The following is a 14,554-nucleotide window of genomic DNA, read 5'->3' on the forward strand; positions in this document are numbered from 1 at the left end:
TATTTGTTATATTAAAAACATAATTATTTTTTATTTATCAGGGTTAAGCATTGCACTTTCAGAGGAAGGAGTATTTTTTAAAAAGGAAATGTAAACGCTTACTCAAAAATGAAAGGATTTAGGAATTTATGAATAAAGGATTATTTGAAAAACGTTGTAAATATAGTATTCGGAAATTTTCATTAGGTGTTGCTTCTGTTATGATTGGGGCTGCATTCTTTGGGACAAGTACAGTTCTTGCAGATAGCGTGCAGTCTGGCTCCACGGCGAACTTACCAGCGGATTTAGCTACTGCTCTTGCAACAGCAAAAGAGAATGATGGGCGTGATTTTGAAGCGCCTAAGGCAGGAGAAGACCAAGGTTCTCCAGAAGTTACGGATGGGCCTAAGACAGAAGAAGAACTATTAGCACTTGAAAAAGAAAAATCAGCTAGTTCAGATAAGTTACCAGAAGGCTTAGAGGGCAAATTAGATAAGGCTGAAGATAAAGGGAAAGAAGTTGATAAGGATCAATTAGCTAAAGATACTGAGAATCTCGTTCCAGAAGATGTAGCTAAAACAAAGAATGGTGAATTAAACTACGGAGCAACTGTCAAAATCAAGACACCATCAGGTGAAGGTAGTGGGATTGTCATTGGCGAAAATCTTGTTTTAACTGTTTCCCATAACTTTATAAAAGACGTTCCAGATGGCAATAATCGCAAGGTTGTTGACAATGATAAGGGTGATGGGGATATCTATAGCATTTCCTATCCAGGACTACCAGATGTTAAATTTAGTAAAAAAGACATTATTCACTGGGATCGTGAAGGTTTCCTAAAAGGTTACAAGAATGATTTGGCTCTTGTGAGATTACGTACAGTTCTCGAAAATACGCCTGTTGAAGTAACCAAAAAGCCAGTAGTTAAGAAAATCGGAGATAAGCTCCATGTCTTTGGTTATCCAGAAGGGAAATTGAATCCGATTGTCAATACTACAGTTGATTTTGCAGAACCATATGGAGAAGGTGTCCAAGGGATCGGTTATCAAGGAGGAAAACCAGGTGCTAGTGGTGGCGGTATCTTTGATACAGAAGGAAAACTCGTCGGTGTTCATCAAAATGGAGTTGTTGGCCAACGTAGTGGTGGTATTCTCTTCTCACCTGCCCAATTGAAATGGATCCAAGATCATATGAAGGGAATTTCAAGTGTCAAACCAGCAGACTTGGAAGAGAAAGAAAAACCAGCTGAAGAAAAACCAAAAGAGGACAAACCAAAAGAGGACAAACCAGCTACTAAACCTGAAACATCTGAAAAAGTAACAGCTGAATGGCAAACGGTAGCGAAAAAAGAACAACAGGGAACAGTCACTATCCGAGAAGAAAAAGGTGTCCGCTACAACCAACTATCCTCAACTGCTCAAAATGATAACGCAGGCAAACCAGCCCTGTTTGAAAAGAAGGGCTTGACCGTTGATGCCAATGGAAATGCGACTGTCGATTTAACTTTCAAAGAAGATTCTGAAAAGGGCAAATCACGCTTTGGTGTCTTCCTGAAATTTAAAGATACCAATAATAATGTTTTTGTCGGTTATGACAAAGATGGCTGGTTCTGGGAGTATAAATCTCCAACAACTAGCACTTGGTATAGAGGTAGTCGTGTCGCTGCACCTGAAACAGGATTAACCAACCGTCTATCAATTACCCTTAAGTCAGATGGTCAGCTCAATGCAACGAATAATGATGTGAAGCTCTTTGATACAGTAACTCTACCAGCTGCGGTCAATGATCATCTTAAAAATGAGAAGAAGATTCTTCTCAAGGCAGGCTCCTATGGCGATGAGCGAACAGTTGTTAGCGTTAAAACGGATAACCAAGAGGGGGTAAAAACAGAGGATACCCCTGCTGAAAAAGAAACAGGTCCTGAAGTTGATGATAGCAAGGTGACTTATGACACGATCCAGTCTAAGGTCCTCAAAGCAGTGATTGACCAAGCCTTCCCACGTATTAAAGAATACAGTTTGAACGGGCATACCTTGCCAGGACAAGTCCAACAATTCAATAAAGTATTTATCAACAAACATGAAGTCACACCTGAAGTTACTTACAAAAAAATCAATGAGACAACTGCAGAGTACTTGATGAAGCTTCGCGATGATGCTAATCTTATCAATGCGGAAATGACAGTTCGTCTGCAAGTTGTGGACAATCAATTGCACTTTGATGTGACCAAGATTGTCAACCATAATCAAGTTACTCCAGGTCAAAAGATTGATGATGAAAGAAAACTGCTTTCTTCCATTAGTTTCCTTGGCAATGCTTTAGTCTCTGTTTCGAGTGATCAAGCTGGTGCTAAGTTTGATGGGGCAACCATGTCAAACAATACCCATGTCAGCGGAGATGATCATATCGATGTAACCAATCCAATGAAAGACCTAGCCAAGGGTTACATGTATGGATTTGTTTCTACAGATAAACTTGCTGCAGGTGTTTGGAGTAACTCTCAAAACAGCTACGGTGGAGGGTCTTATGACTGGACTCGCTTGACAGCCTACAAAGAAACAGTCGGAAATGCCAACTATGTCGGAATTCATAGTTCTGAATGGCAATGGGAAAAAGCTTATAAGGGCATTGTCTTCCCAGAGTATACCAAGGAACTTCCAAGTGCCAAGGTTGTTATTACTGAAGATGCCAATGCGGATAAGAAGGTCGATTGGCAAGATGGAGCCATTGCTTATCGTAGCATCATGAACAACCCTCAAGGTTGGGAAAAGGTTAAGGATATCACTGCTTACCGTATCGCGATGAACTTTGGTTCACAAGCACAAAACCCATTCCTTATGACGTTGGATGGTATCAAGAAGATCAATCTTCATACAGATGGTCTAGGACAAGGTGTTCTCCTTAAAGGATATGGTAGCGAAGGCCATGACTCTGGTCACTTGAACTATGCTGATATTGGTAAACGTATTGGTGGTGTTGAAGACTTCAAGACCTTGATTGCAAAAGCGAAGAAATATGGAGCTCATCTAGGTATCCATGTTAACGCTTCTGAGACTTATCCTGAGTCTAAATACTTCAATGAAAAAATCCTCCGTAAGAATCCAGATGGTAGCTATAGCTATGGTTGGAACTGGCTAGACCAAGGTATCAACATTGATGCTGCCTATGACTTGGCGCATGGACGTTTGGCTCGCTGGGAAGACTTGAAGAAAAAACTTGGTGATGGCCTTGACTTTATCTATGTGGATGTTTGGGGCAATGGTCAATCAGGTGATAACGGTGCCTGGGCTACCCACGTTCTTGCCAAAGAAATCAATAAACAAGGCTGGCGCTTTGCAATCGAGTGGGGCCATGGTGGTGAGTACGACTCTACCTTCCATCACTGGGCTGCTGACTTGACCTACGGTGGCTACACCAATAAAGGTATCAACAGTGCCATCACCCGATTTATCCGTAACCATCAAAAAGATGCTTGGGTAGGGGACTACAGAAGTTACGGTGGTGCAGCAGATTATCCACTTCTAGGTGGCTACAGCATGAAAGACTTTGAAGGCTGGCAAGGAAGAAGTGACTACAATGGCTATGTAACGAACTTGTTTGCCCATGATGTCATGACTAAGTACTTCCAACACTTCACAGTAAGCAAATGGGAAAATGGCACACCAGTTACCATGACCGATAACGGTAGCACCTATAAATGGACTCCAGAAATGCGAGTGGAATTGGTAGATGCTGATAAGAATAAAGTAGTTGTGACTCGTAAGTCAAATGATGTCAATAGCCCACAATATCGCGAACGTACAGTAACACTCAACGGACGTGTCATCCAAGATGGTTCAGCTTACTTGACTCCTTGGAACTGGGATGCGAATGGTAAGAAACTTCCTACTGATAAGGAAAAAATGTACTACTTCAATACGCAAGCTGGTGCGACAACTTGGACACTTCCGAGCGATTGGGCAAATAGCAAGGTTTACCTTTACAAGCTAACTGACCAAGGTAAGACAGAAGAGCAAGAACTAACTGTAAAAGATGGCAAGATTACCCTAGACCTTCTAGCAAATCAACCATACGTTCTCTACCGTTCAAAACAAACCAATCCTGAAATGTCATGGAGCGAAGGCATGCATATCTATGACCAAGGATTTAACAGTGGAACCTTGAAACACTGGACCATTTCTGGTGATGCTTCCAAGGCAGAAATTGTCAAATCACAAGGCGCAAATGAAATGCTTCGTATCCAAGGTAATAAGAGTAAGGTCAGTCTTACTCAGAAACTGACTGGCTTGAAACCAAATACTAAATATGCCGTTTATGTTGGTGTCGATAACCGTAGTAATGCCAAGGCAAGTATCACTGTAAATACTGGTGAAAAAGAAGTGACTACTTATACCAATAAGTCTCTGGCTCTCAACTATATCAAAGCATACGCTCATAACAATCGCCGTGAAAATGCTACAGTTGATGATACAAGTTACTTCCAAAATATGTACGCCTTCTTTACAACTGGATCGGACGTATCAAATGTCACTCTGACATTGAGTCGTGAAGCTGGTGATGAAGCAACATACTTTGATGAAATTCGTACCTTCGAAAACAATTCAAGCATGTACAGAGACAAGCATGATACAGGTCAAGGAACCTTCAAACAAGACTTTGAAAATGTAGCTCAAGGTATCTTTCCATTTGTAGTAGGTGGTGTCGAAGGTGTTGAAGATAACCGGACTCACTTGTCTGAAAAACACGATCCATATACACAGCGTGGTTGGAACGGTAAGAAAGTTGATGATGTTATCGAAGGAAATTGGTCATTGAAGACAAATGGACTAGTGAGCCGTCGTAACTTGGTTTACCAAACCATCCCACAAAACTTCCGATTTGAAGCTGGTAAGACCTACCGTGTAACCTTTGAATACGAAGCAGGATCAGATAATACCTACGCCTTTGTAGTTGGTAAGGGAGAATTCCAATCTGGTAACCGTGGTACGAAAGCAAGCAACTTGGAAATGCATGAATTGCCAAATACCTGGACAGATTCTAAGAAAGCCAAGAAGGCAACCTTCCTCGTGACTGGTGCAGAAACAGGTGATACTTGGGTAGGTATCTACTCAACTGGAAATGCAAGCAATACTCGTGGTGATTCTGGTGGAAATGCCAACTTCCGTGGATATAACGACTTCATGATGGATAATCTTCAAATCGAAGAAATTACCCTAACAGGTAAGATGTTGACAGAAAATGCTCTGAAGAACTACTTGCCAACGGTTGCCATGACCAACTACACCAAAGAGTCTATGGATGCATTGAAAGAAGCGGTCTTTAACCTCAGTCAGGCCGATGATGATATCAGTGTCGAAGAAGCACGTGCAGAGATCGCCAAGATTGAATCTTTGAAGAATGCTTTGGTTCAAAAGAAAACAGCCTTGGTAGCAGAAGACTTTGAAAGTTTGGATGCGCCAGCTCAACCAGGTGAAGGTCTAGAGAATGCCTTTGATGGTAATGTGTCTAGTCTATGGCATACATCTTGGAATGGTGGAGATGTAGGCAAGCCTGCCACCATGGTATTGAAAGAACCTACTGAAATCACAGGACTTCGCTATGTACCACGTGGTTCAGGTTCAAACGGTAACCTGAGAGATGTGAAACTGGTTGTCACAGATGAGTCTGGCAAGGAGCACACTTTCACTGCGACGGACTGGCCTGATAACAATAAGCCAAAAGACATTAACTTTGGTAGGACAATCAAGGCTAAGAAGATTGTCCTTACTGGTACCAAGACATACGGAGATGGTGGAGATAAATACCAATCTGCAGCAGAACTTATCTTTAATCGTCCACAGGTAACAGAAAAACCTCTTGACTTGTCAGGCTATGAAGCAGCTTTAGCTAAGGCGCAGAAATTGACAGACAAAGAAAATCAAGAGGAAGTGGCTGGAGTTCAGGCGAGCATGAAATATGCGACGGATAATCATCTCTTGACTGAAAGAATGGTCGAGTACTTCGCAGACTATCTCAACCAATTACAAGATAAGGTTGCTAAACCAGACGCTCCTACAAGCAGCAAGGGTGAAGAGCAACCTCCAGTTCTTGAAGTTCCTGAATTTAAGGGCGGTGTCAATGCGGCAGAAGCGGCTATACATGAAGTACCAGAGTTCAAAGGCGGTGTCAATGCGGCAGAAGTGGCTGTACATGAAGTACCAGAGTTCAAAGGCGGTGTTAATGCGGTTGAAGCAGCTGTTCATAACCTACCAGAGTTCAAGGGTGGAGTCAATGCAGTTCAAGCCTTGGTACACGAATTGCCAGAATACACTGGTGGTGTGAATGGAGTTGAGCCAGCCGTACATGAAAAACCAGAGTACACAGGCCCACTAGGTACAGCAGGTGATGAACCCGCACCAACTGTTGAGAAACCAGAGTATAAGTTGACACCAGCTCCACTAGCTGATACAAAGACATCAGAAATCAAAGATAGGCTGAAAAATGAAGAAAGCAAGAAGACACTCCCAGAAACAGGAGAAGATCAGTCTGATACAGCCCTCTTCCTAGCAGGAATCAGCCTAGCATTGTCAGCTGCCCTCTTTGCTATTAAAAGTAAAAAAGAATAAATATTTATTTATTCCACAACTACATTGTTTGGATAAGTGACTTGGACTGCTATGAGAGTCAGAGTCGGAAAATGAATCAAACACCTGGAGAGGACCTCTTGGTTCTCTCCTTTTTAAAAGGAGAAATGATAACGCTTACTGGTGTAAGCGGATGAAAGGAAATAGGAGAAATATGGACAAACACTTTTTTGAGAAACGCTGTCATTATAGTATCCGCAAATTTGCAGTTGGTGCAGCCTCAGTCATGATTGGTGCTAGTATCTTTGGAGCCAATATGGTTCAGGCAGCAGAAACAGCAGCACCTTCAGAAACAGAGGGAAGCATCACCCAGGTTCAGCCAATGGATAAGTTGCCAGATGATTTGGCAGCTGCGCTTGAAAAGGCGGATGCAGAAGCTGCAACAGAAGCAAGTCATGAAGAGACTCCAGCGACTGACGAAGGAAGCAATCCTACATCAAGTGAAGAGGCAAAACCAGAGACAAGTCCTGCAAGTCCTAAGCCAGTAGAAACGCCGAAACCGGTTGAAACACCAAAGGCAGACAATAAACCAGCTGAAACTGCTACGCCCGCACCAAAACCAGCTGAAAAGCCAATCGAAGATAGAGAAGATGTCAACCATCTCGAAGGTGCTACTGCTCAGGCGAGCAATCATGAGACTGGTACCAACTTTACTGCGGATAAAGCTATCGACGGAGATGACAATACTCGTTGGGCTACAGATAGAGACGCAGTAAAACCAACTTTTGAACTAACTCTTCCTAAAACAACTCTTATCAAACATGTTGAAATTGACTGGGATCGTCGTCTTCGTAATGGGCAAAATGACCCAAATATCAAATCTTGGAGTCTCTACTACGCAGGTCAAGAAGACGTGGGCGCTAATGGAGAAAAACAATGGAAACTAGCTCATACCAAGACTGGAGATCCAGTTTTAGACGAGAAAGTAGACCTAGCTGAAAGTATCAAAGCGAAGTACCTCAAACTTGAGGTCACTGATTACCAAGCGGGAACCATGGGCTGGAGAAACGTTGGAATCCAAGAAATTCGAGCTTATTCTAACGTTCCGGACCATAGTAAGGTAACGGATATCCGCCAAGTAGACCAGTTGGATGTAGCTGAAGATGGAAAGTCTCTTGTCCTACCAAGTTTACCAGGTCAGGTTAGTCTAATCGGCAGTAACAAGCAGGGTGTGATTGATCTTCAAAATCGCATCTACCAACCTCTTACTGATCAACGCGTGAAGGTTATGGTGCAGCAAATCAAAGACAGCCATACTTTCACTAAGGAATTTGAAGTAGTCATCAAGGGACTACATCAGGACGAGGGTGTGGGTGTGAAACCAAAAGTAGCACCAGCTGTTCAACAATGGTATGGAAAAGAAGGCCAATCTTCTATCACTTCAGATACAGTTCTTGCGACAGGTGATTCAGGATTTGATCAGGCTGCAACCTTCTACCAGTCAGACCTTGCAAGCCGTGGATTGGAACTTGCAACAGGTGACAAGCAAGCTCAAAAACGAATTGAATTTAAAAAGGTTGAAAACAAAGGTTATGGTAAGGAAGGCTACGGCATCACTATCCAAGATGGTGTCATTACCATCGAAGCTGCAACGAACACAGGAGCCTTCTACGCAACTCGTACTCTTCTTCAAATGGGAGAAACAGACCTACAAAATGGCGAAATTCGTGATTTTCCAAGTTTCAGCCACCGTGGCTTTATGCTGGATACAGGTCGTAAATTTATCCCTTATGACACCCTTGTAGACATCATGCTCAACATGGCCTACTACAAGATGAACGATTTGCAGTTGCACCTTAATGATAACTATATCTTCCTCAAGGAACACTTGGCAGGTAAGAATTTAACACCAGAAGAACAACTCAAGTATGTACTTGAACACGCTAAGACTGGTTTCCGTTTGGAGACAGATATTGTTGGTAAGGATGGTCAAAAATTAACATCTGATGAGCATTATACCAAGGAAGAAATGCAAAATCTGATTAAATTGGCCAAGGCTCTTCATATCAACCTAGTACCTGAAATTGACACACCAGGACACGCACTTTCATTTGTTAAAGTTCGTCCCGACCTCATGTATCAAGGTAGTTTGAGCGATTATGCAGGCAAGCACAATGTCGAACGAGTTGCCATGCTAGACTTGGATAATAAGTACGAAGAAACTCTCGCTTTTGTCAAATCCGTCTATGACAAACTCCTAGATGGACCAGATGCTCCTTTGCATGGCGTGTCCACTGTTCATATCGGAACGGATGAATACTATGGTAGTAGAGAAAGCTATCGTCGCTATGTTAATGATTTGATTCAATATATAAAGTCTAAGGGCTATACACCACGTATCTGGGGTTCGCTCAGTGCAAAAAGAGGAAGCACCCCTGTTGACTGGAAAGGTGTTGAGGTTGATATTTGGAGTATTCATTGGCAACGTCCTAATGAAGCGATTGCCCAAGGAGCTAAGATTATCAACATCACGGATGTTCCGACATATAGTGTCCCAAGTGGAAGCAATAGTCAAGCAGCCTATGGGGACTATGCTAACTACGAACGTCAGTACAATAGCTGGACACCGAATGATTTTAGAACAGGTGGAGGTCCGCTTTTAGCAGCTTCTCATCCAAGCATTATTGGTGGCGGGCACGCAGTTTGGAATGACAATATCGACCTTCATGAGACAGGTTTGACCTCTTATGATATCTTTAAACGCTTCTTCAAGAGTATGCAAACCACTGCGGAGCGCACTTGGGGATCTGACCGTGCAGCTGCGACCTTTGCAGAACGCACCCTACCAACAAGCCCTTATGCGCCACAGTCAAATCCTGATAAAGAGATTGATCAAAGCGACTTGTTTACCATCAATTCTGAAACCATCAAGAACTATGCAAGTAAGAAAGTGAAGACAAGCGAGCAGGGATTGGCTTTTGAGAAAGACAGCAGCATCGAAGGCTTAGCAGGTGATGTTGGTCCAAGTCATGTCTTGAAGTTTGATGTGACTGTCACTGGAGACGGTGAACAAACCTTCTCAACAAGTGGGGACAATCGTCTTTATCTAGCTGATAAAGATGGCTATCTTGCTTATCAATTTGAACAGTTCCATATCCAGTTCAAGAAAAAACTTGAAAAGAACAAACGTTATCAAATCTCTATTGTGACCAAACCACAATCAACTGAAGTGTATGTGGATGGTGAAAAGATTGAGCGTATCGCAAATCCAGCACACCCTCGTTTTGCCCACAATAGCTTGGTACTACCGCTTGAAAGCATCGGTGGCTTCAAAGGAATCTTGCATAATGCAGAGTTATCAGACAAACCATTTGTAAATCCTCGTTTGATTGCAAATGACAAATTCACTGCTACTGCAAGTAGCCAAGAATTGCCAGGAACAGCGACTGAAGGAGCTGTTGAGAAAGCCTTTGACAATGATCCGAGCACATTCTGGCATACTAAATGGACTGGTGACACTGCGCCATACACCCTTACTATGACCTTGAAAGAAGCAGAAAAAGTCAATGGCTTGACTTATCTTCCACGTCCAGGTGGTGGAAATGGTGTCGTGACGCGCTACGAAATCTACGCACAAAAAGATGGCCAAATGGTCAAGGTTTCAGAAGGAAGCTGGGACAACAACGCCCAAGAAAAAACAGTCAACTTTGCGGCGGTGCATACCAACAAGATTGAGTTGAAAGTATTGGAAGGCGTTGGTGGTTTTGCAAGTGCAGCTGAAGTTCATCTATTGAAACCTGTCAAAGAAGAGCAAGAAACGCCTGCACCGAGTCAACCAGAAAAACCAACTACACCTGAAAAACCAAAAGTAGATCAAACAGGTGATGGAACAGTTGAATTGGCAGATCAATTTACTGCAAGTAAACCAGCTAGCGAAGACAGCATTGCAGCTGCCAGCAAGAGCGCAGACTATCTCAAGAAAGAGTACAAGGTCTTCCCAACGCCACAAAAAGTGACTTATGGAGAAGGAGTCACAGCCCTTCGTAAGCAAGTTAATCTGGTCATGGGCGATCAACTCGATATCTATACTCGCAATCGCTTGAAGAGTGTCTTGCAGGACAATCAAGTATCTTATACAACTGGTAAAGCGGCAATCGCTGGCGCAACTAATATCTATCTTGGGGTGCATGGACAAGGCTCACAAGCAGAGCAAAACTTGCCCAAGGTTTCAGCCGGTCTCTTTGACAAGATTGACGCCTATGCCTTGAGCATCAAGGATAGCTCGATTTCCATCGTCGGAAAAGACACAGATGCAGTCTTCTATGGTTTGACAACCTTGAAACACATGCTCAAGGAAAGCCAAGTGCCAGTCCTTCGTAATGTGACAGTAGAAGATTATGCAGAGCTCAAGAACCGTGGTTTCATCGAAGGTTACTATGGAAATCCATGGTCGAATGCCGATCGTGCAGAGCTCATGCGTTATGGTGGCGATTTGAAATTGAACCAATACTTCTTTGCACCAAAAGATGATCCATACCACAACAAGAAATGGCGTGAACTCTATCCAGAAGAAAAACTAGCTGAAATCCGTGAACTTGCTCGTGTCGGAAATCAAAGTAAAACCCGCTATGTCTGGACTATCCATCCATTCATGAACAACCGCATCCGCTTTGGCAATGAAGCGCATTATCAAGAAGATTTGGCAACCATTAAGGCAAAATTTACCCAGTTGATGAAAGTGGGTGTCCGCGAATTTGGTATCCTTGCAGATGATGCTCCAAGCCCAGTCGGAGGCTACAATAGCTACAACCGCTTGATGCAAGATATGACCAAGTGGTTGACTGAAATGCAGGGAACCTACAGTGGTCTTCGCAAAGAAATGATCTTTGTTCCTGGTCAGTATTGGGGTAATGGACGTGAAGATGAGTTGAAATCCCTCAATGAAAATCTCCCAAGTTCAACATCCATGACCTTGACGGGTGGTAAGATTTGGGGTGAAGTCTCTGAAAGTTTCCTTTCAACTCTCAAGAACAATCTATCTGCAGGTGGTAAGACCTATCGCCCAGTTTCGCTTTGGATTAACTGGCCTGTAACAGATAACTCTAAACAACACTTGATTCTAGGTGGTGGAGAGAAATTCCTTCATCCAAATGTGGATCCAAGCTTGCTATCTGGTATCATGTTGAACCCAATGCAACAGTCTGAACCATCTAAGATTGCCCTCTTTTCAGGAGCTCAATACTCATGGAAACAGTGGAAATCAGAAGAAGAAGCTAAGAAAATCAATGACATTGCTTTCAACTTTGTTGAAAATGGTCATTTTGAAGATAGCAAGGTATCAGCAGCCTTCCGTGAACTTGGTAAGCACATGATCAACCAAAACATGGATGGCCGTGTCGTTAAACTAGAAGAATCTGTAGACTTGGCTCCAAAATTGACAGACTTCATGACCAAGCTCAAAGCAGGTCAGGATGTGACTGCCGAACGTGCAGCCCTGCGAGCTGAATTTGCCAAGATTAAAGAAGCAGCTGAGCTTTATAAGGCATCAGGCGATCAAAAGATGGTTGCGCAAATCCACTATTGGTTGGATAATGCAATCGACCAAATGAATGCCCTCGATGCCTTCCTTACAGGAACAGAAGCCATGGCTACAAACGATGCTGCTAAGCTTTGGAACAGCTATTATAAAGGCTTGAAGTTCTACGAACAGTCTCAAACTCATACCTTCCATTATGTAGATCATATGGAAAAAGCTGAATTGGGTGTTCAACATATTCGTCCATTTATCCTATCCTTGAAGGAAGTTCTAGCGTCTGAAGTTCAAAAAGTCTTGCACCCAGACCAAATCATCAGCACCTTTATCACCAATCGAACAGGTGTAGAAGGTGGTTTGGCAGAAGTAACGGATGGCGACTTGGCAACCCATGCGATTATTAAATCACCAAACAGCATCAAGACAGGTGATTATATCGGTATGAAGTTCAACAAGCCGGTATCAATCCAAACCTTGACCTTTGCAATGGGAACGCAGGCAAATCCACGTGATACCTTTAGTAAGGCAGAAGTGCAGTATCAAGATGAAAATGATAACTGGGTAACCTTGAAAGAGCCAAGCTATGTCGGAAATGAATCCCTTCTTAAGTTTGAGAATCTCAATATCAAGGCTAAGGCAGTTCGTATGATTGCGACAGCAGATCGTGAAAATACCTGGTTTGCAGTTCAGGAAATTGCAGTTAACCGTCCAGTTGAAAAAGCTCGTAGTCAACAAGCAACGACAGTTAGTCTAAGTTCAAACTTAGTTTACAAACTAAATACCTCAGCTCGTCAAATCACTGATGGCAAGGACAATACAGAAGCCATGATGGCAAATGCTGACGGTAGCAATACGACACCAGTAGATGCCTGGGCACAACTTGACCTCGGTGAAGTCAAGTCAGTCACTAAAGTTCGCCTTCGTCAAGGAACAGGTGATAAACTTGCTGCAGGTGTGCTTGAGTATTCTACAGACGGTACTACTTGGCAGGAACTCGATCGCCTATCAGGTGAGCAAACCAAGGAAGTGACTAGAGCCATCAATGCTCGCTATATCCGAGTACGCAATACTAAGGCAATCGACCTCTGGTGGCGTATCCAAGACTTCTCTGTTGAGACACGCTCTGGAAATAGTGAGTTAACGGACACCAACGTCGATGCTTTGAAGGAAACGCCAGTAGTGGATAGCTTGGGCAGTTACGAGCTCCAAATTCCAGCTGGAACCAAACTTCCTGCAAATAGCTATCTAGGTATGAAACTTGACCGTATCCATCAGGTCAAGAGCATCCAGCTCCAAGGCCAAGCCAACCCAGCTCTTAGCCTTGAGTACTCTGCAAATGCGCAAGAATGGATGCCAGCTAGCCAGTTGACTGATAGATCTGTCGCAACTCACTTGGTTCGTTATGTGCGTTTGGTCAACAAAACAGATCAGGAACAAGCTATTACAGCGACTTCTCTCCTTGTGACGACCAAAGAAGTGCAACCAACAAAATTGGAATCAACCTCAATGGGTATTCACCCAGCTTACGGTAGCAACGACGTTCGTAAGATTAACAATCTAGATCAATTATTTGACGGTGTTTACAACAACTTCGTTGAGTTTTCAGACTATGCTCGTAAAGATGGCCACGTGACCTTGAAACTTGGCAGCGAACGCACTATCAAGAAGATCAGAGCGTATATCCAAGACGGAACTCAAAACTACCTTCGTGATGGTAAGATCCAAGTCAGCCAAGACGGTAAAACGTGGACAGATGTTGTCACAGTTGGAGATGGTGTGGCTAATAGCCAACACGATGATTCTCTGACAGATGGCTGGACTCATGATTCTAAGATGCCAGGAAATCGCTACATCGAGGGTGAATTGACGACACCAGTCAAAGCCAACTATCTCCGTGTCCTCTATACAGCAGACTATGATGCCCGTTTTGTAGGATTTACGGAATTGGTCATCAACGATGGTGAATTTGTCAAACCAATCAATGATCCAACAGTAGAAGGAAACGGTGGAGAAAGCCAAGGCAACCTCTACAATAATCTGGTAGACGGAAAAGTCTTGACCAGCTACAAGTCTGAAAAAGAGAAGGGCGAGTTGGTGTATCACTTGTCTGAGCCAACCAATGCCAACCACCTTCGCCTCGTTTCCAGTCTTCCTGAAGGAGCGAAGGCACGTGTTCTTGCTAGAACACTCAAGGATGGTCAAGACAGCTGGACAGACCTCGGTGCCATTACATCTAGTCTCCAAACCTTCGCTATCCGAAATGGTGGCTCTCTTCTAGACGTCAAATTAGTATGGGAAGGCGGCAAGGCTGAGTTTTATGAATTGGCGAGCTTCTATCAAGAATTGACAGAAGAATCTGTTCAATCAAGCAAAGGTGATGAAGAACCACCAGTTTTGAGCAAACCGGACTTTACAGGTGGTGTGAATGCTGCTGAGGCAGCAGTGCATGAAGTACCAGAGTACACAGGTCCACTTGGTA

General features: G+C 43.3%; 2 protein-coding genes. Both read left to right on the top strand.

Going from position 1 to position 14,554, the window contains the following annotated elements; genetic code table 11:
* Positions 1 to 128: 128 nt before the first annotated feature.
* A complete protein-coding gene (locus tag HMPREF9184_RS02080; RefSeq protein ID WP_001032522.1) occupies positions 129 to 6,584 on the top strand; it encodes a SpGH101 family endo-alpha-N-acetylgalactosaminidase in 6,456 nt (2,151 codons plus the stop codon).
* A 172-nt stretch (positions 6,585 to 6,756) separates the two neighbouring features.
* The coding region (locus HMPREF9184_RS02085) for an SIALI-17 repeat-containing surface protein (protein ID WP_232196693.1) at positions 6,757 to 14,554 on the top strand (7,798 nt) is incomplete at its 3' end.

It is taken from the genome of Streptococcus sp. oral taxon 058 str. F0407 (genome assembly GCF_000235485.1).
In the GTDB taxonomy this organism is placed as follows: Bacteria; Bacillota; Bacilli; order Lactobacillales; family Streptococcaceae; genus Streptococcus.